Origin of the sequence: Dechloromonas sp. ZS-1, from assembly GCF_039649255.1 — a bacterium.
Lineage (GTDB): Bacteria > Pseudomonadota > Gammaproteobacteria > Burkholderiales > Rhodocyclaceae > Azonexus.
Genome location: NZ_JBDIYD010000004.1, coordinates 40,783 through 66,715 on the forward strand (window position 1 = coordinate 40,783; position 25,933 = coordinate 66,715).

Below are 25,933 nucleotides of genomic sequence, written 5' to 3' on the forward strand. Positions count from 1 at the left end.
GATCTTGCCCCTGGTTAGTTGCCGGCAATCGACAGCAACTCGTCAAACAGTTTCTGCCCGATACTGATCGAGCGCGCGGACGCCTGGTACAACTGCTGGAACTTCAGCAGATTGGCCGCTTCTTCATCGAGATTCACGCCGGACTCTGCCGTGCGGGAGGCATCCGCCTGATCCAGGAGCGTCTTCTGAGCATCCTTGGTCACCTCGACCTCGCGTGCCTTGTTGCCAATATCGGACACAAGCTGCGCATAGACACCTTGGTAGCTCGTCGCGCCGCCGTCTGCCGTGCTCTGGGTCTGCAGTTTGCCCAGCAACAGCATGTTGCCACTGTCCGAGACGCCGATCGCCTTTCCGGTACTGGCATCGTTCATGTCCAGGGAGAAGGTGTCGCCCGGCTTCGGCGTACCACTCACCGTGAATTGCACCCGGCTGCTGCCATCCCAGATTTCGTAGGTCATTCCGGAGGAAAACGGTGGAGGCGTTGCGGATGCCGGATACTCAAGGGTGTAAGTCGTCGGTGCCCCGCCGTTCAAAGGATAGGCAGTCACCTGGAAAGGCCCCGGATTGGTCACGCTGTACGGCCCGCCGGCATCACCCAGCGTCAGGCTATCCCCGGTTGCGCTGATGCCGATCTTCACCGGATAAGCAGGCCCGGGAACGGCGGCGCCACCGGCATCCACCGAAACGCGGTTGACCGTCGCCTTCATCGAGCCCAGATTCGTCAGCGAGACCGAGGCGCGAATCGGCAACGCCGCCGCAATCAGGCGTACATCTGCGCTGATCCGCGTATCGATACCGATATTCTTGGCCATTTCACGTGTCGGCTCGATCAGGAAAGAGTCGCCGTCCGTATAGGCCGTACCATTGTCAGACAAGGTGAAGCCTTGCGCACCGCGACTATCAGTACGGTCGGTAATCTGGGTATTCAGCGCAGCAATACTGCTCGCCGTCCAGGTCACGTTGTCATTCAGCCGCGTCAGCGTGAAACTCCCGCCCCGAAATTCCAACTTGTAGTCACTATTGGTGAGATCGGTGAAATAGTTTCCGGCAGGAGAAGAGGTCAAGGTCGGCGTCGTAAAGCTGGCGGACACCACGGGGCCGTTGGCATTGGACGGAATGACCTTGGGCTGGCTGAGCGTAAAGAAATTGGCCACGAAACCGGCGTCGACCGTCCCCGCAACCGAGGCGCTATTGCCCAGCAAGTCCATCCCGGTTGCATGCTGCGCATTGAAGGTCAGGGCGAGATTGGCCGCGACCTTGCCGAGCGAGTTGACCGCTTTATCGAGCGTTTCACTGCGGAAGCGGAACATGCCACCGAGTTCCCCCCCGGTGATGATGTCCTCGGGTAACTCCTGCTTCCCGCTGCCCAGATCGATGGCTACTGCCGTACGCTGCGGGTCAACCGAAGAACGCACTGCCGTCAATTGGTTCGCCTGGCTCCCCAGCACCAGCACCTGCCCCTTGCCGATCATGACCTCGATGCCATTGTTGCCAATCGGGATGGTTTCCACCTTGATCAGCTTGTTCAACTCAGTCAGCAATTGATCGCGCTGATCAAGCAGGTCATTGGCGGGCTGATTCACCGCCGACTGCGCGACGGTAATCTGCTCGTTCAGTTTGGCGATCTGCTGGCCATAGGTATTGATCAGCGCCACCGTATCGCTGACTTGCAGGTTCACCTGCGCATACAGCTCGGAAATCCGGCCATCCACGCTCTGCAAGCGGGACACCAGGGTTTGCGCCGCCGACACCATGCTCTGCCGGGCAGGCAAGGAGGAGGGATTGGCCGAGACCTGCTGCACGCCCTTGAAAAAGTCCTGCAACGCGGGCGACACCCCTGCATTGGCATCGGCCAGCAGATCGTCCACGACCTGAATTTGCTTGAAATAGGTGTCCAGCGAGCTGTATTCGGTACCCGACGTCCGAACCTGGTCCGTCAGAAACTGATTGTATTGGCGGGCCACGGTCGTCACCTGGGTACCATTCCCCATGAAACCACTGGCAAAGCCGACCGGCGTCGAGGTAGTCTGGATGGTCGACTGGCGGTTGTAGCCCTGGGTGTTGGCATTCGTGATGTTGTGCTGGGTCACCAGCATGCCCATTTGGGCTGCCTGAATACCCGAAATGCCGATTCCGAAAATACCTGCCATGGCCTGCTCCTATCCTGCCTTTATATCGACCCGGCCCTCAGAAAGTTGAGCCGGCCGGTCTGTCCATCAGCCGATCAGTGCCTGCCGAAGCGTGGGCCCATTGATGATGCGGGAGAGCTTGTCTGCATACATCGGATCGGTGGCATAACCTGCCTGTTGCAAGCGTTGAGCAAAGTCTGTGCCATTCTGGGAACCAATCACGGCGCCAAAGCGCGGGTTGTTCCGCAGGAGATTAGCGTAGTCCTTGAAAGACGCTTCGTAGGAGTCATAAGCACGAAATCGCTCGACGGACTGTGTTGCCTGACCATTCACATATTCGGTCGTCCGCGCCTCGACGGTCTCACCCTGCCAGCTGCGCCCAGCCTTGATCCCGAACAGGTTATGGCTGGCATTGCCATCCGCACGCCGGATTTCGCTTTTGCCCCACCCGGTCTCCAGTGCCGCATGCGCGACCAGAAATTGCGGTGGAATTCCGGTTGACCGTGACGCCTCGACGGCATGCGGCCAGACACGATTCACGAAGTCGCCGGCGTTGGCCGGCGGCTCAGATGTGGTAGCGGCAGCCGTTGCCGCCCCCTCGTTTTTGATCGCATAGGCTGCCGAGGTCGGCATCTGGCTCAGCACCTGCCGATACTGCAAATGCCGGCTGTCAGAGGCCGTCAACGGCAGGGTATTCGCTTCTGCGGCAGCATTTGCCGGTGCGTTCAATTGCTCGGCAGCCGCTTCAGGGGTTCCACTCAAATGGCGCCCCAACTGCTGTTCAATCAGTTTGGCAAAGCCGATCCCTTTGCCGGAACTCGCCATGTTCTGCGCCAGCTGCTGATCCAGCAAACCGGTGTACATACGCGAGGAGTCGCTGTCGAGCATGCCATCCTGCGGCACTGCGTCGCGCATGCTTTTCATGACCATCTGCAGGAAGAGCGTCTCAAACTGCTGCGCAGCCGCCTTCAAACCCTCTTTCGGATCTTTCTGGAACTGCGTCCGCAAATCCTGCGCCGAACGCACATCGAATGCGGCCCGGTTTGGCGTGTTTTGAATCTTGCTCGACATAGCCTGGGCGATCAGATGATTTCAAGCTCGGCGCGCAAGGCCCCGGCCGCTTTCATGGCCTGCAGGATGGCGAGCAGGTCCATCGGATTGGCGCCGACGGCGTTGAGCGCCTTCACGATATCAGCGAGATTCGCACCGGCCTTGATGTGATGCAGGCTGCCTGCATCCTGCTTGACCATCACATCGCCATTGGGCACGTCCACCACCACAGAGAGATTACCGTGGGAAACGGCACAGGCATCCAGGGTCACCTTCTGATTCATGACCACCGAGCCGGTGCGGGGATTGATCACCACTTTAGCAAGCCCCGCTTCCGGACGGATATCCAGGCCTTCAATCGTCCCAAGGAAAGCAACACGATCATCCATGCCTTCCGGTGCCCGCACGGCAATCCGGCGACCGTCCAAGGCCTGCGCAACACCGGGGCCCATGCGCTTGTTGATGGCTTCAACCATTCGCTGCGCCGTACCGAAATCCGAGCCATTCAATTCGTAATAGACGAACCCGCCCTGGCCCACCGGCGTATTGACGGCACGCTCAACGGTGGCGCCCCCCGGAATACGCCCTGCCGACAGATGATTGATCGTGACCTTCGAATTACCGGTCGCCGCCCCCACGCCACCGACCAACACATTCCCCTGCGCCACAGCATAAACCTGCCCATCAGCCCCCTTGAGCTGACTCATCAGCAAGGTGCCACCCCGCAGACTCTTGGCATTGCCCATGGAAGAAACGGTGACATCGATGGGCTGACCGGGTTTGGCGAAAGGCGGCAAGGTCGCGGTCAACATCACGGCCGCCACGTTTTTGAGCTGCAGCTTGGCGGTCTGCTCCGGCGGCAGATTCACGCCCATCTGGGAAAGCATGTTGCCCACCGCCTGGGTCGTAAACGGCGTCTGAGTCGTCTGGTCGCCGGTATTATCGAGCCCCACGACCAAGCCGTATCCCACCAGCTGGTTGTTCCGGACCCCCTGCACGCTGGCCAGGTCCTTGATGCGCTCCGCCATCACGGGCTGCAGGCAAAGCGGCACACACAATGCGGCGAAGCTTGCCGCCAGCCGGAACCATTTGCCGCCTTTTTGAACCATGATGCGCCTCCAAGTGATCACTTTCACAAATCACGAGTACCAAAGAAAAAACCGTGCCATCGGGCACGGTTCGATCGGTATCAGGGCAAATAAATCAGCGTAAGCCGGCCAGATTCCGCAGCATTTCGTCCTGCGTCTTGATGGTCTGGGCGTTCGCCTGGTAATTCCGCTGCATGATGATCATGTTCACCAACTCATCGGCCAGATCGACATTCGACTCTTCAAGCGAATAATCATTCATGACGCCCCTGCCGCCTGAGCCGGCAGCACCGATCGCCGCGGTACCCGAGTAGCTCGTTTCTTGCCAGAGATTATCGCCAATGGATTTCAGACCATTGGGATTGATGAAGGTCGCCAAGGCCACCCGGCCCATGTTCTGAGTCTGGCTATTGGAGTATCGCCCAACCAAAGTCCCATCGGGTTCCAGCGAGGTCGAGGCGAGAAAGCCATCCTTGTAACCGTCCTGGATGGAGGAACCGAGGTCATAACCTGACGCAAACTGGCTGCTATTCGACAGATCCAGCGCAATCGAGAGCGCGGTCGGCGTCGTGGTGCTGGACGTGACAGCCCCGGTCTGTCCGCTCACGGTCAGCACGGTTGCATTCACACTCCCAGAGACAGCCAGCGCATTGCCTGCGGTCAACTTCCCTTGAGCATCAAAATTCAGGGTTTGCGGCCCGCCGGCTGCCTGACCATCCAAAAATGCATAGACCGACCAGTTGTTACTCTTGAGCGTGGGATCTGTCGCACTCGGCTGCCGGGCAAAATACAAGGTCAGATTATGCGGCGTCGTATCGCCATCGACCCCGGAAAATACTTGTTGCGAGGTCGACCAGTTAAAACTGGTCGGGTCAGTGGCACTGAAAGTTTTAGTCGCCGGAATCAGCGCTGCACGATCATCCAGATTAACGCGCATGCTGCTGGTCGATGTCGCATTCGCGGCCATGCTGGCCACCAGCCGGATCGGTTCGGGTGTCGCGGTTGTCGCCACGCCTTCAGCCCAGCCCGTCAGATAATTACCTTGGGCGTTCTGAATATATCGCTCAGCCGAGGCCGTACCTGTCGTTGTCGGCCCCAGCGCATAGCGAAACTCACCGTTGCGGGTATAGGCAACATTGGAAGTCGTGCCCGTCAGGCCATCCACCACACGGAACATGCCATTGCCGTTGATCGAGAAATCAAGATCATTGTTGGTCGTCTTGAAGCTACCCTGCGTAAATTGCTGCTCGACCGAAGGGGCCAACGCGCCGTGCCCGACACCATTCTTCAGGCGGGACTCAAAAATATCCGAAAATTCGGCACGCGAACGCTTGTAACCTGCCGTACTCGCGTTCGCGATGTTGCTGCTGATTGTGTCGAGCCCGATAGAGGAACTGTACAACCCGCTCAAAGCCTGGACGAACGCCATCTCGGTCTCCTTAGAACGGCAGGACGTTCATGAAGAAACGTCCCAGCCACGCCATGGACATCCCTTCCGCCATCTGACCGGCCGACTTGTATTCAATCCGCGCATCGGCCACCTTGGAGGAGGCGATGGTGTTCGAGGCATCGACAAAACTCGGATTCACCACCCCGGACAAACGGACGAACTCCTGTTCGTTGCCCACCGAGAGTTGCTTTTCGCCGGACACCAGCAGGTTGCCGTTTGGCAGCACATCAATGACGGTCACCGTGATGCTGCCTGTAAAGGCATTGGTATTGGAGGCAGCCCCCTTGCCTTCAAACGCAACGGTATTCTGAGTATTCAGCGACGCGCCCAAAGTACTCTTGCCCGGCAAGCCAGAAAGGGTATTCACCGCAAAATTATTTGTATTCGTGCGATCCAGCTTGTTGTTATTCGTCGCCGTCGCACTCGTATTTTCAGTAATGGTGATCGTCATGGTGTCCCCAACATAACGGGCCCGACGATCCTCAAACAAAGGGCGAGCCCCTCCCGTCTGGAAAATCGCCCCATTGGCCGCACCAAACTCGGCGCGCGGCACTGGCCTTACTGACATGGGCTGATGCACATTCGTCGGTGGCACGGTGGTACATCCGGCACAAATCACCAAAGAGAGCATGATGAAGCGTTTCATGACATCACCTCACAGTTGAGTCAGACGACCCAGCATCGCATCCGAGGTGGACACCACCTTGGAGTTCAATTCGTAAGCACGCTGAGTCTGGATCATGGTGACCAGCTCCTCGGCCACGTTGACGTTCGAGGTCTCGACATATCCCTGATTCAAAACCCCCGCGCCATTTATCCCGGGGTTCGTGGGCGTTGCCGCACCACTGGAGGCCGTTTCCAAAAACAGGTTCTGGCCAAGGCTCTGCAAACCCGCTGGATTAATGAAGGTAGCAATCTGTAACTGGCCAATCTGCGTAGACGGCGGCGGATTCCCTGGCTGAGTCACCGTCACCACGCCATCCTGCCCGATGGTTAATGACAAAGCATCTGCCGGAATCGTAATAGCAGGCAGAATGGGATAACCCTCAGAGGTGACCAATTGACCGTTGGCATCCTTCTGAAATGAACCATCACGGGTATAACCCGTCGTGCCATCCGGCATCTGGACCTGGAAAAAGCCGTTCCCCTGAATCGCCACATCCAGCGTACTGTCGGTTTTCTGGATGTTGCCCTGCGTGAAGATCCGGGCGGTCGACACCGGACGAACCCCTGTTCCCAATTGAAGCCCGGTCGGCAACTGCGTTTGCTGGGAGGATTGCGCTCCAGGCTGGCGCAGGGTCTGATACAGCAAGTCTTCGAACACGGCACGCCCGCGCTTGAAGCCATTGGTACTGACGTTCGCCAGGTTATTGGAAATCACATCCAGCTGAGTCTGCTGGGCATCCAGGCCGGTACGGGCAATCCACAGGGAACGGATCATGATTCAGGTCCTATCAGGAATTCAGGGACAGCAGCTGATCGGCACGCTGCGCATTGGTATCGGCGGTCTGCAGGAGCTTGACCTGCATTTCGAACTGGCGTGCCAGGCTGATCAGATTGACCATGGCATCCGTGACATTCACATTGCTGCCTTCCAGCGTCCCCGAGGTCAGGCGCACACGCTCATCCAGCGGTGCCGGCTCACCACTCTTCAAGCGGAACAGGCCATCACCACCCCGCACCAGATCGCCTTCCGGCGGATTGACCAGCTTGATTCGACCCACCGCGTTGGCGTTATTACGCGCGCCCGTCGCATTCACCACCGAAACGGTACCCTCAGGCGCAATTTCAACATTGGTATCCGGCGGAATCGTGATCGGGCCACCATCCCCCAAGACGGCATGCCCCGACTTTGTCGTCAGAATGCCGTTCACATCAACATCGAAGCTGCCCGCGCGCGTATAGGCTTCGGTGCCGTCCGGCATCTGCACCGCGATCCAGCCTTGTCCTTTGACGGAAACATCAAGGTTCCGGCCGGTAAACAACTGCGGCCCTTCATCGAAAACATCGCTCACGGAAGCGTCGACCACAAAAGCACGCGTCGGCATGGCCTGGCTTTGCACCGGCACCGCGCGGAAGCGATGCTCCTGCGACTTGAAGCCGACGGTGCTGGCATTGGCCAGGTTGTTTGCCGTACCGGCCTGCTGCATGAAAACATGCTTGGCGCCGGTCATTGCGGTGTAGATCAGACGGTCCATGATGCGATATCAGCGCCGGAGATTAACGGAGGTTCACCAGGGTTTGCATAATCTGATCCTGGGTCTTGATCGACTGTGCATTTGCTTGATAGTTACGCTGTTGCGTGATCATGTTGACCAGCTCCTGGGTCAGATCGACGTTGGCATCTTCCACTCGGGAAGATTGCAATACGCCGCGGTTACCCGTACCCGGATCACCGACCAGAGCCTGACCAGACGCAGCCGTCTCGGCCCACTGGTTATTACCTAAACTGGCCAAACCAGTTGGCGAGATAAAATCGACCAACGCAATCTGAGCAATTTTTTTGGTTTGTCCGTTGCTGTAGTTACCTTGCAACACCCCATCCGGAGAGACAGAGACACCGCTCAGACGGCCATAAGGGTAGCCATCCTGAACCAGTTTATTAACGTCGTAGCCGCTGCCGAACAGGGTGCTGTTCTCGAAATTGATCGGCACATTGCTCGGGAAAAGCTGCGCAAACTGCGGGTAAGCCGCAGCCAACGTCGTCGTATTCAGGGTGAAATTGGAGCCCAGCGCCAAAGCGGGGTTGGCAGGGTTGGCCGAGGCGCTGTAGCTGATGATCAAGCCCTGACCGTTAGTAATGGTGGTCGTACCGGGATAGGCAATCCCTGTTGCAGTCACCGTGTAGTCGACGCCTTCAACATACGGTCCCACCGGATTACCATTCAAATCAGTAAAGGTCACCGACCCCGTCGCCGGCGCGAACCCCAGGTTATTGCCGTTCGTCAGGTTTGCGGCGATCGTTTCCGTGCTGGTAATGGTGTTGGTCGCACTGAAACCCGTCGTCAGAATCTTGCCATCCGCCCCAAATTCCAGCGTCGGAACCCCGGTATAAGTCGTATTGGCCCCCGCCAGCATCTGACCGGTGACATCCTTGTCGTCCAGAACAAAGTGCGCTTCCCAGAGGTTCTTCGCAGGCACCGTAGCCGAAGAGTTACCAACACGCGTGAAGTACATCGAAAGGGCGTGTGAATTACCCTTTTGATCGTAGATGGTAATCGAGGTCGAATAATTGAATGTATTCAGATTATTCGGAGGGAAGCTTGAATTAGCACCCCAGGGGGCCAGATTGTTCGGGGTCGCAGATGTCAGAGACTTTTTGTCGCGATCATCAAAGTTGATTTGCGTTTGAATGCCAGGATTTGTCGTCGCAGAGCCCGTCGCCAGCGGATTAACACCAGTAGTGTCCAACTGGACCGGCAGCAGCATGGAACGATTGGTTACCCCATTCTCGATGGGATAGCCCGTGAGGTTATTTCCCTGGGCATTGATGATGTAGCCCTCGGCATCGAGATGGTATTGGCCATTCCGGGTGTAGGAAATGGTTTGATCATTCACGTTTTTCTGCAACCGGAAAAACCCCGAACCGTTAATCGCGATATCCAGCGGATTGTTGGAGTTCGAAATATTCCCCTGCGAAAACTGTTGCTGAACATTCGACAGCGCAGCACCAATACCCACTTGCGACGCACCACCGATTCCCAAGGAAGCCGCATACACATCCGCAAACTGTGCCTGACCGCCTTTAAAACCGACGGTCGACGCGTTTGCGATGTTGTTGCTGATCACGTCCAATGCCTTTGACGACGTATTCAGACCGCTCAAACCTTGCTGAAATGCCATGATTAACCTCTATCAATTCAGGATTTGCTTGACGTCGCTATAGCCGACACTCTTGTTCGACCCGAGCTGCAACGACAGACCATCACTTGCGAGGGTTACAGCATTTACCGTGCCAGCCTGCAAGCTGGTCGACTTGACTGTCTCGCCACCCCGCACTGCGGTCACACTGAAGGTATATTCGCCAGCGGCCTGCGCAACACCGGCATCAGATTTGCCATCCCAGGCAAAGCTGAAGGTACCCGCAGGATGTGCGCCCAATTGCTGGGTCTGTACAACGTTGCCAGCCGCATTCTTGATGGTGACCGTGACCTTGTCTGCAGCCCCATCCAGTGTCATCCCGGCAACCGCCCCCTTATCCGTCAGCGTCATGCCGCTACCGGCAGTTAATACCGTTTTGCCGATCATTGCTGCCGCCTGCATGGTTTGCGAACCGGAATAGTTCTCCAGCAGCTTCTCCATCGTGGCATTCAGTTTTTCAATGCCACTGACCGTGCTGATCTGAGAAAGCTGGGTGGTCATCTGGTTGTTGTCCATCGGATTCAATGGATCCTGATTCTTCAACTGCGTGACCAGCAAATTCAGGAAGCGGGTCTGCATTTCATCTGCAGTCGTCTTCGAGGTACCGTTCGCAGAACTGGCCGCATTCAACGACGCGATCAGAGAAGAACTCGATGAGGTGGTGTTATTCACGCTGGTTGCCATGGGAAGCCTCCTGATTAGCCTTGAGCGATCTGCAACGTGCGCAGCATCATGGTCTTTGCGGTATTCATGACTTCGACGTTGGTCTGGTAAGAACGCGAAGCAGAAATCATGTTGGTCATCTCTTCGACAACATTAACGTTAGGGAAGGCGACATAGCCCTTCTCATCTGCGGCCGGATTTTTCGGGTCATAGACCATGCGTGCCGGCGCGGCATCTTCAACGATCTGACGTACGCGAACCCCTTTCGATACTTCGCCGTTCGCCCCCATGGGCACGGCTTCGAAGACCACTTGCTTGGCCCGATAGGGACGACCATCGGAAGAGACAACGCTATCGGCATTCGCAAGATTGGATGCGGTCGTGTTCAAGCGCATCGACTGCGCCGTCATCGCACTCGAAGAAACCTGGAAAACATTAAAAAGGCTCATGACGTGGCTCCTCAGCTATTCGTCGATGCCAGGGCGGAACGCATCCCGCGGAATTTGTCCGAGATCAATTGCGTCAACACCTGATACTGCATTGCGTTTTCGGTAATCTGCGTCCGCTCAACATCCATATCCACCGTATTACCATCCACTGCGGATTGGCTTTCAGTGCGATACATGAGTTTGGCGAAGCCATTCGTCGCACCACCAGACAAGTGGCCACCATTCGTGCGCGACATGGACAAGCCCCCCGCATCGGAGCGTCCAGAGGTCGCCCTTTGCATCGCCTGACTGAAATCGAAATCCCGGGCTTTGTAGTGCGGGGTGTCCGCATTGGCGATATTGGAAGCCAGGACCGAATGGCGCTGAGCGCGCAAATCCAACGCTTGGCTATAAACGGAAACACTGTCTTGGATGGAAGGCATACGGACTCCTTGAATGCATGAATTAATGCACAAACCATACCAAGCTTTAAATTCAATAACTTACAGTTAAAAATCCCGTAGTACGCGCGAGGACGGCAAAACTTGCCGTGCGCACTATTCCAACCCCTGCCGCGCTCAGGCAAAATACGGGAATGCGCGCTTTTTTCCTTTTTTTCCAATTGCTTGCAGCACTCAGCTACGCCTCGCTACTGCCTGCAGCGGAGGCGGACCCCATTCTGGATACAGCAGAACGCCATATCCGCATGCAAACACAGGGACTGGCCGGCACCGTCCAGATTCGCCTGGCCAAACCGGAAACCTCTCGCCTTCCACCCTGTAACGCCTATGAGGCATTTACCCCCCCAGGGGGACGGCTGATCGGGCGCACCCATGTCGGCGTACGCTGCCTCGGCCCCAGCAGCTGGAATATCATGCTCGGCGCAGAAATCAGCGTCAGTGGCACCTATGTCACCACGGCCCGCCCCATTCTTGCCGGCCAAGCTATCCAGGCAAGTGATCTCAACACACAGACTGGCGACATTTCCGTTCTGCCTACGGGGTTTGTCAGCGACCCTGCCCAGGCCATTGGCAAAACACTGCGCAATGCCCTCGGTGCCGGCCAAGTACTCAGAGCAGACCGTCTCCTTGCCCCCCTGATCATCCAGCAAGGACAAGTGGTCAAAGTCATTTCCCGAGGGGAAGGATTTGCCGTTAGTGCGGAAGGACGGGCGCTGACAAATGCGGGGGTAGGGCAAGCAGTCCAGGTCCGCATGAACTCAGGCCAAACAGTCAGCGGGACGGCCCGACCAGATGCTTCTGTCGAATTGAATTTTTAAGCTAAAGTTTTAACCGCGCGTGTCGTTAAGGCATATGAGATATAAAGTTTTGCGAGAGCAATCATGAAGATTGACAACACCTCCTTCAAGCCGACTACCGCATCCGTGAGTCCGCGCCCCCAGCCTAAGGCGACGCCCGAGTCATCGGCGACGCAAGCAGAGGCCGTGAGTCTGAGCCCCCTGGCGGGAAGCCTGCAAACTGGCGACAAGCCGCCGGTCAACAGCGCTCGCATTCAGGAAATCAAGGAGGCGATCGCTCAAGGCCGATTCAAGATCAATGCCGACGCGATTGCAGGGCGACTGGTCGAAACGGCACGCGACATGGTGAACCGTCAGCGTTCCGCCTGAGTACCGCATGTCGATTGAACGCCTGCTCGAACAAGAAAGCGCCCAACTGGGGCGCTTCATCCAGCTTCTCGAACGCGAGCAGGAAGCACTCAAACATGCCGACCCTGCGCCACTGGCCATGATCGAGCAGGAAAAAACTGCCGTTGTTGAAGCACTGAATACACTGTCTGCGGCACGCCTGGCCTGCATTACCCGAAAAACGGACGCCAACGACAAAGAGACCATGCTGGCTTGGCTGCAAACCCAAGCTCCGAACGCACCCGCCAGCCAGCACTGGCAGCACCTGACCGAGCAGGCACGCACCGCCCAACGCCTGAACGCCCTGAACGCACAACTGGTCAGCCAGCATTTGGCCCGCACCAGCCAGGCATTGAGCATTCTCGATCGATCGAGAACCAGCGCCCCCTTGTACGGGAGCGACGGACAAGCAACCCACTATACGGGCAGCCGTATTGTCGACTCGGCCTGAAGGCCGAAACACCCCAAAAAAAGCTTAGCCTCCGGCACCGATCGGTGCCGACCCGATTTCCATTGGCGCCTCCGGGCGACTGGAATCAATCAGGATACTGACACGACGATTTCTTGCCCGCCCCTCGGGCGTGGTATTGGTTTCCACGGGGCGCGTCTCGCCATAACCAATCGCAGTCAGGCGCTCGGCACCAACCCCATTGTCGTTGAACAGTCGCAGCACGGTCGTCGCACGCATGGCGGACAATTCCCAATTTGAAGGAAACTGCGGCGTCGAGATGGGCACATTATCGGTATGCCCCTCGATCGTGATGGGATAATCAGCCCCCGAAAGCACCTGAGCAACCGCCGCAAGCGCATTCATCGACTCAAGCTGAAGGCGCGCCTGCCCAGCAGGAAACAAAATGCTGTCGTTGATTTCAATCGTCACACCACGGCTCGTTTCAAGCAGCTTGACCTTCCCCTGTGCAACCAGGGGCTGAAGTGCCTGCATGATGTTACTGGCCATATTGCGCATGTTCTTGCGATCAATCTGACGCTTTTCTTCCTGCTTGTCAGGTGGAGAAAGCTTATCAGCCTTCACAACCGGTCGCGTTTCCACGGGCGGCGCCCCTTGAATCACGGCCAACGGCTGTCCGCCCGGCACGGCTGTCGTGTTCTTGAACGCATTGGTCAAGGCATTCGACAACACCTTGTACTTCCCCTCGTTCACGGAGGAAATGGCATACATCACAACAAAAAAGGCAAACAGGAGCGTGATGAAATCCGCGTACGACACGAGCCAGCGCTCGTGGTTTTCATGCTCCTCTTCGCGACGCCGGCGACGCGCCATCAGAGCATGTAGCCGCGCAAACGGCTTTCAATGATGCGGGGGTTGTCACCCAGCGCGATCCCGATCAGGCCATCGACCAGCATCTCCTTGCTGGCCACCATCCGCACAATGTAGTACTTCAATTTGGCCGCCATCGGCAAATACACCAGGTTCGCCAGGCCGACGCCATAAATGGTCGCCACAAAAGCCACCGCGATCCCCGCCCCCAACTTGGTGGGGTCGGAAAGATTCTCCATCACATGAATCAAGCCCAGTACGGCCCCCAGGATCCCGATGGTCGGCGAATACCCCCCCGCCGCCTCCCAGATTTTGGCCGACTGACGCCACTCATCCTCGAAGGTGTTGATATCCACCTCCAGCAATTCACGAATATGCACCGGATCTGCACCATCGACCACAAGCTGCAAGCCCTTTCGGGCAAACGGGTCCTTGATCGTAGTGAGCTGGTTCTCCAGTTGCAGCAGACCTTCACGACGGGCAATCTGGCTCCACGCCAACAACTGGTCGAGCTGCTTTTTCTGTTCAATAACTGGGGGAATCCAAACCCACTTCGCCATCCCCAAACCACGCCGAAAGACGTGCAAAGGGGACTGCAAAAGCACCGCCCCCAAGGTTCCGCCCAGAACAATCAACAAAGCGGAAGGCTGAACCAAGGAACTGACCTGCCCCCCTTCCAGCACCTGACCGCCAATAATGGCCACCAGTGCAATTACGAGCCCCGCCAGGCTGATCTTATCCACCCGCCTTCCCCTTTCTGCGCTTCTTGATGGGCGCATCCTCACCCAGGATATGTGCCCGCAAGCGAGCCACGGCCTGACTGTGCAACTGGCACACCCTGGACTCCGTCACCCCCATGACTTCACCGATTTCGCGCAGGTTGAGATCTTGCTCGTAGTACAAGGCCATCATCAGTTTTTCGCGTTCCGGCAAGCGCTCAATGGCGACGGTCAACGCCTCCTGAAGGCTCTTTTCCGCCAGAATATTCAGCGGGTTGACGGCATCATCCGTAAAGTGACGCTCGAGAAAATCTTCGTCATCTTCACCGACAAAATCTTCGAAATACAGCAGCTGATGGCCGCGCGCCTCACCAAGGACCTTCTGGTATTCCGGCAGCGTCATACCCAGCGCAACCGCAAGCTCACTCTCGGTCGGCGCCCGACCATGCGCATGCTCAAGCTGGCCGATCATGGTCTCGATGCGCCGCAACTCGCGCCGCAACTGGCGCGGCAGCCAGTCGTTCTCACGCAAGCCATCGAGCATCGCCCCCCGGATACGTTGAGATGCATAGGTCTCGAACTTGGCGCCGAACCCCTCTTCGAAACGATCAATTGCATCGAGCAAACCCAATACACCGTTCTGAACCAGATCCTCAAACTGGACGCTGGCCGGCAGTCGGGCCATCAAATGGTATGCGATGCGTTTAACCAGCGGGATGAAGCGCTGGACGAGTTGTTCACGGTCGGGCTGACCTGCCGCGTTGTACATTAGGCACGCAGTAAATTTGGAGTTATTCGTTGGCTCAAGTGTAGCAGTTGCTGGACGAATTGTTCGAGGCCAGCCCCTTCTCCTCCACCGTGAATCCAGCATGGCAAATCGGCTGCAACATCGCGGATTGCTGCGGCAGCAGGACTACCCGGCGCGTGAGCAAGCAGCGGCCGCCCCAGTTGAGAGGCTTGGCGCAATGCTTCATCGAGCACGACCGCCCCGGCAAATTCCAGCTGAGCGACCCCTCGCTGCGCACATACTCTGGCAATGTTGTCGTAGATCATGCGTCCCTCATGCAAGGAACGTACCTTATTTACCAAAATACGGAAATGACGTCGGGCATACGCATGACTGACTTTTTTGATCATTGCGTAAGCCTCGGTAATCGATGCGCTACTGCCCGAGAGCACAACCACGGTATCTTGGGAAACGAGCCCGAACGGCGAAAAGCCCTGCGGATGAGCCATGCTCGCATCGACGAGAATCAGGTCCATGGCTGGGCTCAGGCCCGCCATCGACTCCAGCAAAGCCTGTCGTTGCGACGCAGACAAACACCCGAGCTTGCTGGCAGCCCTTGCCGCCGGCAAAACACGCAGCCCATGCATGGGCTGGAGAATCACCTCGGCGAGCGAAGCGCGCCCCTCCAGCAAATCGAGCAAATCAAAACGCGGCATGAGTCCGAACGCCGAAGCGATATCATCGCGCGAGGAATTTTCGTCGATGATCATCACTTCGCGACCAAGGCGCGCCACAGCCACGCCGAGATTGGCCACGGTAACGCTGCGCCCCACACCTTCGCAGCCCGCCACAAACGTGACCACCTGCAAGGGCGGACCAGCGAACAGGCGGCGCAATCCGGCCGCCTGGTCGTAGTAAAAATCAGCCACGATGCCCGCCTGCGGCCACCATCCCGGCCGACGCCATCATCATGGCCGGCTCGGCGCCATCGAAACGATGCGCGGAGGTTTCCGGGGTCTCGCGGAAGGCACGGTGAACCAGGTAGGATCGATTCGGCAGATGCAAATCTTCGGGGACACGCTGACCATTCGAAACATAGTGCAGGCGCAGACGATGGCGCATGATGACATCGAGGGCCGTGGCCAGACTGGCCGCCTCATCGATCTTGGTCAGGACGCAACCGACAAGACCATGGCCGGAATACGCCTCGACCACATCATCCAGCGTATCGCCCCGCGAGGTTGCCGAGAGCAGCAGCAAGCGCTGGACGTCACACCCTTCGAGCATGTCTGTCAATTCGGGCACCAGCTTATCGCGCTGACTCATCCCCATCGTATCGACCAGCACCATGTGCTTGTGCTGCAGTTCGCGCAGCGTCTGACGCAGCTCCGCCGCATCCTTCACCAAATAAACCGACACGCCCAGAATGCGCCCGTAAATACGCAATTGCTCATGGGCGCCGATTCGGTAGCCATCGGTCGTCACCAGCGCCACTTTGCTGGGACCATGGCGGAGCACGCAGCGTGCCGCCAGTTTGGCCGTGGTGGTCGTCTTACCGACCCCTGTTGGCCCAACCAAGGCATAGACCCCACCCCGGTCGACGATATCGTCCTCGCCGCCGATCGTCAGCAAGCTGCGATCGACCGCACCCTTGACCCAAGCCATGGCCTGCACATCACCCATTTCCTGCGGCAGATCTTCCAGCACTTCGCGCGAGAAGCGCGGCGAAAACCCAGAGTCGAGCATTTGACGCATGACTTCCGTTTTCACCGGATGCTGGCGAGCCGTTTCACCCCAGGCAATCCCGGCCAGATGCTGCTCAACGATCCGACGCAGGGAGCGGATTTCATCCATGACCTCCTGCGGAATGACTTCTGCCTCCCCCCGGCGGTTGACCGTCGGCGCCATCGATGGCGGCATTTGCACAGAGGGCGGGGCAGACTGGGGCATGACAGGACGCGGCGGAACAGCGGTCGCCTCCTGCGGCGGCATCGGCGCTGCCGTACGACTCGACTCCAAATTGCGCAAGGCGCCGGTTCTTGGAATCCCCGCATTGACCGTCCCTGGCTGTCGCGTTACCTGACGCGGAGCCGGCGACGGGGCTGCAGGCGGCGCCTGGTCAAAGGTCGCGACACGCGCCCGGGCCGAATTCAAGGTCACACGATAGTCATCTTCCAGCGACGGCGCGACACCGCGCGCAGTCGTCGGGCGGTGGTGGACAACAGCCGGCTCCGGGGCGACCTGGGTCGGGACGATCATCGCCATATCACGGGCCGCGACGGCCATGATTTCAACCCCCCCCGGAATTCCCCGGTTCGACAGAATGATGGCGTCGTTCCCGAGGGTTTCCTTCACTTTCTTCAAGGCATCGCGAGCATTGGCGGCAATAAATTTTCTTACGTTCATGTCTTACCTCCGATGATCGAGGTCACCTTGATGATTCTGTTTTCCGGTACTTCGTTGTGCGACAAGACTTTGAGCTGGGGAACGGTCCGGCGCAAGAAGCGGGACAATAGCAGACGCAGGCTCCCCGGCACCAGCAAAACCGCCGGCAAACCCAAAGATTCCTGGCGCTGGGCCGCGGCAGCGGTTTCGCGCATCAAGGTATCGGCCAGACCCGGTTCAAAACTCGTATTTTCCCCCGTGCCCGAAACAGCCTGGCTGAGCAGGCGCTCCAGCGTCGGATCCAGGGACATCACCTGCATTTCGGCATTCCCCGGGAAAAGCTGCTGCACAATGGCGCGACCCAGTGCAGTACGCACCTGAACGGTCAAATCATCCGGATTCTGAGTACGCAGCGCGTGCTCACCAATCGTTTCAATAATGGTCCGCATATCGCGGATATGAACCCCCTCGTCAAGCAGGCTCTGCAGCACTTTCTGCAAGGTGCCCACTGGCACGACCTTCGGCACGAGGTCTTCGACCAGTTTGGGCATCTCCTTGCCCAGATGATCGACGAGTTGCTGCACCTCCTGACGGCCAAGCAATTCAGCCGCATGGGTGAGGATCAAATGATTCAAATGCGTGGCCACCACCGTCGATGCATCCACGACCGTGTAGCCATAGGCCTGCGCCTGCTCCCGCAACGAGGCATCCACCCAGACCGCTGGCAACCCGAAGGCCGGATCGGTCGTCGCCGTTCCCTGCACCGTACCCGCCACACGGCCAGGGTTAATCGCCAGAAACTGCCCGGTGAACGCTTCCCCTTGGCCCACCTCCACCCCTTTCAGCAGGATGCGGTAGGTGTTGGGCTTGAGTTCCAGGTTGTCCCGGATATGAACAGGGGAAACGAGAAAACCGATCTCCTGTGCAAACTTCTTCCGAATTCCGCGGATACGCCGCAGCAATTCACCATCCTGAGACTTGTCGACCAGCGGAATCAGTCGATAACCGACTTCCAAGCCCAAGACATCCAGGGGGGCCACATCATTCCAGGAGGCATCCTGAGACTCTTGCACAGGCGGCGGCGCCACGGGCACGGGGGTCTTCTCCGCTTTCTGCTGACGCTGATGCATCGTCCACGCGAGCCAACCCAGCGTGGACGCCAGGACCAGGAAGACCAGATTCGGCATCCCCGGAATCAGGCCAAGAAAACCGACAATTGCCCCGGTGAGCGCGATCACTTTCCAGTTGTCGAACATCTGCCCGACCACCTGCTGCCCCACATCCCGGTCATCAGAAACCCGGGTCACCACCATACCGGCCGCAATCGAGATAATCAGCCCGGGAATCTGGGCAACTAGGCCATCCCCGATAGTCAGCAGGGTGTAGTTCTTCGCCGCCAACCCAATTTCCATATTGTGCTGGGCCACCCCCACGATCAGGCCGCCCACGATGTTGATCAGCATGATCACGATCCCGGCGATCGCATCCCCGCGCACAAACTTCGAGGCACCGTCCATGGAACCAAAGAACTCTGCCTCACGGGCGATATCAGAACGACGACGGCGCGCGTCCTCTTCCCCGATCAGGCCGGCATTCAAATCCGCGTCAATCGCCATCTGCTTGCCTGGCATGGCATCCAGCGTGAACCGCGCCGACACTTCAGCCACACGCCCTGCGCCTTTCGTGATGACCGCAAAGTTGATCACAACCAAAATCAGAAAGACGACAATACCGACGGTGAAATTACCCCCGACCAGAAAGTGGCCAAACGCCTCAATCACCTTGCCCGCCGCATCGGGACCGGTATGGCCCTGCAGCATCACAATTCGGGTAGACGCCACGTTCAGCGACAGACGCAATAAGGTCGTGACGAGCAATACGGTCGGGAAAACCGAGAAATCGAGGGTTTTTTGGGTGTTGACCGCAACCAGCAACACCAAAATCGAGATCGCGATATTGAACGTGAAGAGCACATCCAGGACGAACGCCGGCAGCGGCAACACCATCATGGCCAGGATCATGAGGATGAGCACGGGCGCTGCGAGTTGCGTGATATTCAGACGGCCAAACAAGTTCTGCATGAGCGAAAGAGAAGAGGAGGTTGCCATTACGCCGCCTCCGGTACCAATTCAGGAGGAACCGGCAAGTCTACAGGTGGCATGGGATAGGTGCCACCCACTTGGCGCCAAGCCGCCAACTGATACACATAAGCAAGAACCTCCGCAACTGCGTTATACAGGGCGGAGGGGATTTCCTGGTCAATACTCGCGTGTTTATAGAGCGCTCGCGCTAAAGGCGGTGCCTCGAGCAACGGCACCGCATGCTCCGCACCGGTTGCCTTGATTTTCTGCGCCACCTCACCCACCCCTTTAGCCACCACTTTGGGTGCCCCCATGCCACTCTTGTAGCTGAGCGCGACTGCAAAGTGCGTCGGGTTGGTCACGATCACATCCGCCTGCGGAACAGCCGACATCATCCGGCGACGGGCGGCCTGCATCTGAAGGCTGCGGATGCGCCCCTTGACCTGCGGATCACCCATCATTTCCTTCATTTCCTGCTTGACCTCTTCCTTGCTCATCTTGAGACGATCAAAGTACTGCCACAACTGGAAAGGAACGTCTGCCGCCACCACCAAGATCAGGGTCACAACCAGCACCAAAAACGAATACGTGACCAACTCACCAGCATGCGCCAACCCGACTTCCAAAGACTGCGCCAACAAGCCCACCAACTCGTCACGCTCGCGCCAGATCAGGATGGCAGCCACCCCCCCAACCAAAATGGCCTTCAGCACAGCCTTCAGCAATTCCATCAGGCTGTTCCAGGAAAACAAACGACCAAAACCCGTCACCGGATTAATCCGATTCAGGTCAGGAACAATGGTCTTCGGTGCAAACACCCAAGCATTCAGAAAAAAGGGAGGCAGAACTGCAGCCAGCATCAGCAGGAAAAACAACGGAGAAAAAGTCAGAATCGCATCCGCCGAGATATCGGCCAGGCGCGGCAACATCAAGCCAGACTCACGCACCAAGGCCGGCTCAATGGAAAACGCCTTACGCGCAATGGCCAGGGCACGCTGCATGAACCACCCGCCCATCATCCAAAATGAGGCTGCCGCCACCAGCAAAATAAGGAAAGTGCCCAATTCACGAGAATGCGGCACCTGTCCCTGCTCACGGGCTTGCTCGATTCGCCTACCTGTAGGCTCTTCTGTTTTCTCGAGGTCGCTCTCTTCAGCCATGACCGCACTTCGGTATTAGTGCGGTCATTATAAAAAAAAACCAAAAAAATTAAATAGGTACACCACTTTTTTTAGAAGGTTCACGAGATGACAGAAACAAGCCCATGACAAATCAGTAAACCAAAAAAACAAAGAGGGGGCCGAAGCCCCCTCTTTGTATCGTTCACGAAACTGGCAAATCAGGCGAAATCAAGTGCCCGCAAGCCGGTCCCCGTGTCCACATGCTGACCCAGATCAGCCAAGAGCTCTTTCATATCCAGGATCAAGACGATCTGCCCGTTGGACAAGGTCGTCACACCTGCCACGCCGCGCGGACGGAAGTCTTCAAGAGACTTAATCACGGCATCATCACGACCAGCAAAACTATCCACCCCAAGGATGAAGCTCCGCTCAGCAGTCTGCATGAAAACACCATACTCGGGATATTTCTCCAAGGGCCATCCGAGGAGTCGAGCCAAGCTGATGACAGGCAATACATCGCCACGCACCACCAGTGTCTCCTTACCACCGACCTCCTGAATACGCCCCTGTTCGATCGGCAAGATTTCACGAACCAGAGACAGCGGCAATGCAAACGGCTGCTCGCCCAACAAGACCAGCAAGACCGGCAAAATCGCCAGGGTCAGTGGCAGGGAGATGATGAATACAGAGCCCTTGCCCTGCTCGGAGCGAATTTCGATCGAACCGTTGAGTTTCTGGATATTGGTCTTAACCACATCCATCCCTACGCCACGCCCCGAGACATCGGATATCTGAGACTTGGTAGAGAAGCCCGGCAGGAAAATCAGGTTCAAGCTCTGGCGCTCATCCAGCGTGTTGGCCTCTTCTTCAGAAATCAGGCCCTTCTCAACAGCCTTGGCACGGATACGCTCCGCACTCATACCACGGCCATCATCGGCAATGATGAGTACGATGTGATCGCCTTCTTGGCGCGCTTCCAGACGAACCAAACTCTTCGGCGCCTTACCGGCGGCCTGACGCTCCGCGGGCATTTCAACCCCATGGTCGACGGCGTTGCGGATCAGGTGAATCAACGGATCCGCCAAATCCTCAATCATGGTCTTATCGACCTCGGTCTCCTCACCGGCCAGAACGAGTTCGACATCCTTCCCTAACTGACGCGCCAAATCCCGCGCAATACGCGGATACTTCTGGAAAAGTCGCCCAATCGGCTGCATCCGGGTCTTCATCACCGAATTTTGCAGATCAGAGACCAAGAGATCGAGTTGGCTTACCGCCTGATCCAAGGCATGCAATGTCTCGGAGTCGTTTTTCCCCGCCAGGATATCGGCGCGCAAGCTCGTCAAGCGGTTTTTCGTCAGCCCGATTTCGCCGGACAAATTCAGCACCTGATCCAGGCGTGCCGTATCGACACGAATGGTATTTTCACGCGCACGATCATCCGTACGGCGGGCCGCGCCCGAAGACTGAACTGCCGGACGGTCTGTCGCACGCCGACCAAAAGGAGAGGGAGCCGCCGCCGCTGTAGCAGCAGGCACAGCCTCCGCGACAGGCGCGACATCCGCCTTGGCAATCACTTCGCCCTCAGCAGGCTGAACCCCGGTAACAGCAGCATGCAACGCGCCCCAATCGGGCTCGCCGGTGCCTGACGCAGGAACAGGCTCCGCCACAGGCGCCGCCGTTGCCGCAGCAGGCATTTCACCCGACAATGCCCCCTGGAGCGCCGCCAAAACGCCCGCATCGGCCGGTTGGGGCTGGACCATTTGGGCCAACTCACCAAACATATCGCGCACCCCTTTGGTGGCTGCCATGATGACATCCATCAACTCCGGGGTCAGTTCCAACTCGCCGTTACGCAGCCGATCAAACAGGTTTTCGGTCAAATGACACAAGGTGACAAGTTCGGTCGCATTCAGGAAACCTGCGCCTCCCTTCACCGTATGAAAGCCGCGGAAAATGTCATTCAGCAGCCCACGGTCATCCGGCATCTTCTCGAGATCGACCAGTTTGTTATCCACATCAGACAACAAATCATGTGCTTCCTGCAGAAAATCCTGCAGGAGGTCTTCCATACCAGCAAAATCGCTCATATCGATCTCCTTAGAACCCGAGGCTCTCAAGCAGGTCATCCACCTGACCTTGATTGACCACGACGTCGGTGCGCCCCTCGGCATTGACGACTGGGCCATTCATCAGGCTTTTGACCTCATCGGTCTGACGCTGAGGCGGCACCACCTCCAGCAATACCGCCATCAAGCCTGACTCCAGTTCCTGCGCCAGCGCAACGATCTTCTTGATGACTTGCCCGGTCAGGTCTTGAAAATCCTGCGCCATCATGATCTCAGTCAGCTGGGCATGAGTGGCCGCCGTCTTTTCTGGCAATTGCGTCCCGAGGAAAGAGCGTGTATCCACGGCCAGTTGTCTGAAATCCTGAGTGGTTAACTGATTCGCAAATGCAGCGTCCCAGCGTTTTGCCAGAGCCTGACCGTTGTTTGCGATATCGTCGACAATCGGCGACGCCACATCGGTCGCATTGAGAACCTTACATGCAGCCTGTTCCGTCAAATTGGCCACATAGGCCAAGCGATCCTTGGCGTCAGGCAAGACACTCACGGCCTGTTCAATAACCTTGTCATAACCAAGCTGCCCAAGGGTATCGTGCAAGGTGCGGGCCATATGGCCGATCCTGTTGAACACAGCCTCCTGCTGCGTCCACTCGCCCTGCTCCTCCGGCACATCCTGAACGGCGGCGCTCCCAGACTCCTGAATAACGGGCGCGGCAGCCGCCGAGACACTATCAAAAAGCGCTTGCAAATCATCACTATCCGACCCCGTATCCACGACAGGTTTGGCAGCGACAGGCGCCGGTTTGCTTACATCGGCCGCAATCGAATCAAAAAGGGCTTCGAGGTCCGAGGAATCATTGGTGGCGGTCATCTGAACCTCCTCAAGCAACGCCCATTTTTTCGAAAATCTTGTTTAACTTCTCGGAGAGTGTGCCTGCCGTAAACGGCTTGACGATATAGCCACTTGCACCAGCCTGGGCCGCTGCAATAATGTTTTCCTTCTTGGCCTCTGCCGTAATCATCAAAACAGGCAAGTGCTTCAAGTTCGGCGTCGCGCGGATCGTCTGTAACAGGGTGAGACCGTCCATATTGGGCATATTCCAATCAGTCACAACAAACTCGAAGCCCCCGCCCTGAAGCTTCTGAAGGGCGATTGCGCCATCCTCCGCTTCATCCACGTTCGTAAATCCCAACTCTTTCAGAAGATTACGGACAATTCGACGCATCGTGGAAAAATCGTCCACGACCAAAAACCGCATTTTCGGATCGGCAGCCATGCAATAAATACTCCAGAAAACTTGCCTGTTATCGTTCGATCAGGGGGCGCAGCGTATCCGCCAAGGCCTCTGCATCAAATTTTGCTACGTAAGCATCCACGCCAACGGTTTTACCCATTGCACGATTCGCTTCGGAGGACAACGAAGAATGCATCACCACGGGGACGCCATCAAAGCGCGGATCGGACTTGATGTTCTTGGTCAGCACATAGCCATCCATCTCAGGCATTTCAGCATCCACCAAGATCAAGCGTATCTCGTCGCGGATGTTGCGCCCGCTTTGCAAGGCATGCGCCGCAATTCCTTGCAAGCGCGTCCATGCTTCCATACCGTTGGTCGCATGTTTGTGACGCACACCCAACTTATCCAGCACCTCTGAAATCTTCCGTCGGGCCACGATGGAGTCATCGACAAAAAAGACGCTCGTATCGGGGTCGACCCGGGCCGGAGGAATATCGATGATCATGACTTCGCCAAAAGCGTTGGCGAGTATCTGCTCGACATCCAGAATGGACACCAAGCCCCCCCCCTCAAGTTCGATGACAGCCGTGATCAAACCTTGATTGGCAGAGAGGACGCTCTCGGGTGCTTTCACGCGCTCCCAGTCAACGCGAATAATGCGATCCACTTCGTGCACCAGAAAGCCCAGAGTACGCTTCGAATATTCTGCAACCATCATGGTTTTGCCAAGCCCGGGGACGCCGCCTTCCAGTTGAAGGAAAGGCGCCAGAGACAAAACGGGAATCACGTTTCCGCGAAGGGAAATCAGCCCTTCCACCCCACGCGGCATATTCGGCGTTTTGGTGATACGCGGCGTCCGCCCGACTTCACGCACCTTGAATACGTTAATCCCAAAAATTTCACGCGTTCCAAGGGTAAAGAGCAGAATCTCCATTTTATTGGAGCCGGCCAAGCGCGTTCTTGCATCCACGCTCTCAAGCAAATTTTTGTGTTCGACGAGTTCCATCACATATCCCCCCTGAACAATCAACCTACCTGAGCCAAGGCTGCAACTTCAGGCACCCCGAGACGACGTTTCAGGGTTTCAGAAAGACGCTGAGGCTCAAACTTCGGGACATATTCATCGACCCCAACGGACTCACCCAGCTTTTGGTTCGACATGCCGGACAGGGACGAATGCATGACAATGGGCACACCCGCAAACCTCGGATCCGACTTGATTTTCTTAGTCAGGATATAGCCATCCATCTCCGGCATTTCGATATCTGTCAGGACCAAATTGACGAAATGGGAGGCAGGCTTCCCCACCGAAGCCGCATAAGCGGCAATCTTTTCCATTTCGTCCCACATTTGACGCCCATTTACAGCAGAAACCCCCTTCACCCCCATGACGGCCAAGGTCTTTTCAATCTGCTTCCGCGCAACGCTGGAATCATCGCAATAAAACACCGTCAGATCAGGACGGTCCAGCGGCACCACACTGCGGTACATAATTTCCTGATCGATGGAGGTCGTTTCGGACAGAATTTTCTCGACGTCCATCATCATGACAAGCCGAGCGTCCTCCAGTTCGGTCACAGCCGTAACCAAGCCCCCCGTCTGAGCCAGCAGCATTTCAGGAGGAACACGCATTTTTGACCAGTCGAGACGCAGAATGGTATCAACACCCTCGACCAGGAAACCTTGGGTATGACCGTTGTACTCCGTCACAATCATGATTTCGCGCGGCGTATCGGCGGAAATCCCCGAGTACTTCGCCAGGTCAATAACGGGCACCAAGGCACCGCGCAAGCTGACCATACCTTCAACGGAGGAAGGCATATCAGGTGCGGCAGTAATTTTAGGCGTTCGCATCACTTCGCGAACTTTGAAAACGTTAATCCCGTAGGTTTCCCGGCGACCAGTACGCTGGTCCACGCCCAAGAAGAACAAGAGGATTTCAAGCTTGTTCGTTCCGGCCAACTTGGTCCGAGCATCAATATTTCTTAGTAGTTCTGACATGA

At 57.1% G+C, this 25,933-nt stretch carries 26 protein-coding genes; 3 read left to right on the forward strand and 23 right to left on the reverse strand.

Annotation, left to right across the window (positions count from 1 at the left end; genetic code table 11):
• Window positions 1-14 precede the first annotated feature (14 nt).
• The 11 genes from flgK to flgB all read right to left on the reverse strand — a co-directional run bounded on the left by flgK (window position 15) and on the right by flgB (window position 11,112).
• A complete protein-coding gene (gene flgK, locus AACO21_RS07585) occupies window positions 15-2,150 on the reverse strand; it encodes a flagellar hook-associated protein FlgK (RefSeq protein ID WP_346191910.1) in 2,136 nt (711 codons plus the stop codon).
• 66 nt (window positions 2,151-2,216) lie between these two features.
• Window positions 2,217-3,200, reverse strand: coding sequence for a flagellar assembly peptidoglycan hydrolase FlgJ (gene flgJ, locus AACO21_RS07590; protein WP_346191911.1), 984 nt, complete (start codon window positions 3,198-3,200; stop codon window positions 2,217-2,219).
• An 11-nt stretch (window positions 3,201-3,211) separates the two neighbouring features.
• On the reverse strand, window positions 3,212-4,207 hold the full coding sequence (locus AACO21_RS07595; protein ID WP_346192108.1) for a flagellar basal body P-ring protein FlgI: 996 nt from the start codon (window positions 4,205-4,207) through the stop codon (window positions 3,212-3,214).
• 175 nt (window positions 4,208-4,382) lie between these two features.
• Window positions 4,383-5,696, reverse strand: a complete 1,314-nt coding sequence (locus tag AACO21_RS07600; RefSeq protein WP_346191912.1) for a flagellar hook protein FlgE — start codon at window positions 5,694-5,696, stop codon at window positions 4,383-4,385.
• 10 nt (window positions 5,697-5,706) lie between these two features.
• The gene (locus AACO21_RS07605; protein WP_346191913.1) at window positions 5,707-6,363 is read right to left on the reverse strand and encodes a flagellar basal body L-ring protein FlgH; all 657 of its coding nucleotides are present in this window, start codon (window positions 6,361-6,363) and stop codon (window positions 5,707-5,709) included.
• Window positions 6,364-6,372: 9 nt separating this feature from the next.
• Complete coding sequence (gene flgG / locus AACO21_RS07610; RefSeq protein WP_346191914.1) at window positions 6,373-7,158, reverse strand: flagellar basal-body rod protein FlgG; 786 nt, start codon at window positions 7,156-7,158, stop codon at window positions 6,373-6,375.
• A 13-nt stretch (window positions 7,159-7,171) separates the two neighbouring features.
• A complete protein-coding gene (gene flgF, locus AACO21_RS07615) occupies window positions 7,172-7,915 on the reverse strand; it encodes a flagellar basal-body rod protein FlgF (protein WP_346191915.1) in 744 nt (247 codons plus the stop codon).
• Between the two features lie 22 nt (window positions 7,916-7,937).
• Entirely contained in the window at window positions 7,938-9,560 is a 1,623-nt protein-coding gene (locus AACO21_RS07620; RefSeq protein ID WP_346191916.1) for a flagellar hook protein FlgE, read from the reverse strand.
• A 12-nt stretch (window positions 9,561-9,572) separates the two neighbouring features.
• Window positions 9,573-10,262, reverse strand: a complete 690-nt coding sequence (locus AACO21_RS07625) for a flagellar hook assembly protein FlgD (protein WP_346191917.1) — start codon at window positions 10,260-10,262, stop codon at window positions 9,573-9,575.
• Window positions 10,263-10,276: 14 nt separating this feature from the next.
• Window positions 10,277-10,690: a flagellar basal body rod protein FlgC gene (gene flgC, locus AACO21_RS07630; protein ID WP_346191918.1), complete on the reverse strand. Its 414-nt coding sequence runs from the start codon at window positions 10,688-10,690 to the stop codon at window positions 10,277-10,279.
• A gap of 11 nt (window positions 10,691-10,701) precedes the next feature.
• Window positions 10,702-11,112, reverse strand: coding sequence for a flagellar basal body rod protein FlgB (gene flgB / locus AACO21_RS07635; protein WP_346191919.1), 411 nt, complete (start codon window positions 11,110-11,112; stop codon window positions 10,702-10,704).
• Between the two features lie 152 nt (window positions 11,113-11,264).
• Here flgB and flgA point away from each other — a divergent pair, with 152 nt between their 5' ends.
• From flgA to AACO21_RS07650, 3 genes are all read left to right on the forward strand, one after another.
• Window positions 11,265-11,948, forward strand: a complete 684-nt coding sequence (gene flgA, locus AACO21_RS07640; protein WP_346191920.1) for a flagellar basal body P-ring formation chaperone FlgA — start codon at window positions 11,265-11,267, stop codon at window positions 11,946-11,948.
• A gap of 63 nt (window positions 11,949-12,011) precedes the next feature.
• Entirely contained in the window at window positions 12,012-12,296 is a 285-nt protein-coding gene (gene flgM, locus AACO21_RS07645; protein WP_346191921.1) for a flagellar biosynthesis anti-sigma factor FlgM, read from the forward strand.
• A gap of 7 nt (window positions 12,297-12,303) precedes the next feature.
• Window positions 12,304-12,765: a flagellar protein FlgN gene (locus tag AACO21_RS07650; protein WP_346191922.1), complete on the forward strand. Its 462-nt coding sequence runs from the start codon at window positions 12,304-12,306 to the stop codon at window positions 12,763-12,765.
• A 24-nt stretch (window positions 12,766-12,789) separates the two neighbouring features.
• Here AACO21_RS07650 and motD read toward each other — a convergent pair whose 3' ends face one another.
• The 12 genes from motD to AACO21_RS07710 all read right to left on the reverse strand — a co-directional run bounded on the left by motD (window position 12,790) and on the right by AACO21_RS07710 (window position 25,931).
• Window positions 12,790-13,596 carry a flagellar motor protein MotD gene (motD, locus tag AACO21_RS07655; RefSeq protein ID WP_346191923.1) on the reverse strand — a complete coding sequence of 269 codons (807 nt, stop codon included), beginning with the start codon at window positions 13,594-13,596 and terminating at the stop codon, window positions 12,790-12,792.
• Complete coding sequence (locus AACO21_RS07660) at window positions 13,596-14,336, reverse strand: flagellar motor protein (RefSeq protein WP_346191924.1); 741 nt, start codon at window positions 14,334-14,336, stop codon at window positions 13,596-13,598. The genes motD and AACO21_RS07660 overlap by 1 nt, the downstream gene beginning before the upstream one ends.
• The gene (locus tag AACO21_RS07665) at window positions 14,329-15,081 is read right to left on the reverse strand and encodes an RNA polymerase sigma factor FliA (protein ID WP_346191925.1); all 753 of its coding nucleotides are present in this window, start codon (window positions 15,079-15,081) and stop codon (window positions 14,329-14,331) included. The genes AACO21_RS07660 and AACO21_RS07665 overlap by 8 nt, the downstream gene beginning before the upstream one ends.
• A complete protein-coding gene (locus AACO21_RS07670) occupies window positions 15,081-15,968 on the reverse strand; it encodes a MinD/ParA family protein (protein ID WP_346191926.1) in 888 nt (295 codons plus the stop codon). Before AACO21_RS07670 ends, AACO21_RS07665 begins: the two co-directional genes overlap by 1 nt.
• Entirely contained in the window at window positions 15,961-17,445 is a 1,485-nt protein-coding gene (gene flhF, locus AACO21_RS07675) for a flagellar biosynthesis protein FlhF (protein WP_346191927.1), read from the reverse strand. Before flhF ends, AACO21_RS07670 begins: the two co-directional genes overlap by 8 nt.
• The gene (flhA, locus tag AACO21_RS07680; RefSeq protein WP_346191928.1) at window positions 17,442-19,532 is read right to left on the reverse strand and encodes a flagellar biosynthesis protein FlhA; all 2,091 of its coding nucleotides are present in this window, start codon (window positions 19,530-19,532) and stop codon (window positions 17,442-17,444) included. The genes flhF and flhA overlap by 4 nt, the downstream gene beginning before the upstream one ends.
• Complete coding sequence (gene flhB / locus AACO21_RS07685; protein WP_346191929.1) at window positions 19,532-20,665, reverse strand: flagellar biosynthesis protein FlhB; 1,134 nt, start codon at window positions 20,663-20,665, stop codon at window positions 19,532-19,534. Before flhB ends, flhA begins: the two co-directional genes overlap by 1 nt.
• A 179-nt stretch (window positions 20,666-20,844) precedes the next feature.
• Window positions 20,845-22,716, reverse strand: coding sequence for a chemotaxis protein CheA (locus tag AACO21_RS07690; protein ID WP_346191930.1), 1,872 nt, complete (start codon window positions 22,714-22,716; stop codon window positions 20,845-20,847).
• Window positions 22,717-22,726: 10 nt separating this feature from the next.
• Entirely contained in the window at window positions 22,727-23,563 is an 837-nt protein-coding gene (gene cheZ, locus AACO21_RS07695; RefSeq protein WP_346191931.1) for a protein phosphatase CheZ, read from the reverse strand.
• A 10-nt stretch (window positions 23,564-23,573) separates the two neighbouring features.
• Complete coding sequence (cheY, locus tag AACO21_RS07700; protein WP_346191932.1) at window positions 23,574-23,969, reverse strand: chemotaxis response regulator CheY; 396 nt, start codon at window positions 23,967-23,969, stop codon at window positions 23,574-23,576.
• A gap of 28 nt (window positions 23,970-23,997) precedes the next feature.
• Window positions 23,998-24,936 (reverse strand): chemotaxis protein, encoded by a 939-nt coding sequence (locus AACO21_RS07705; RefSeq protein WP_346191933.1) that lies wholly within the window; start codon window positions 24,934-24,936, stop codon window positions 23,998-24,000.
• Window positions 24,937-24,956: 20 nt separating this feature from the next.
• Window positions 24,957-25,931, reverse strand: a complete 975-nt coding sequence (locus AACO21_RS07710; RefSeq protein WP_346191934.1) for a chemotaxis protein — start codon at window positions 25,929-25,931, stop codon at window positions 24,957-24,959.
• Window positions 25,932-25,933 lie beyond the last annotated feature (2 nt).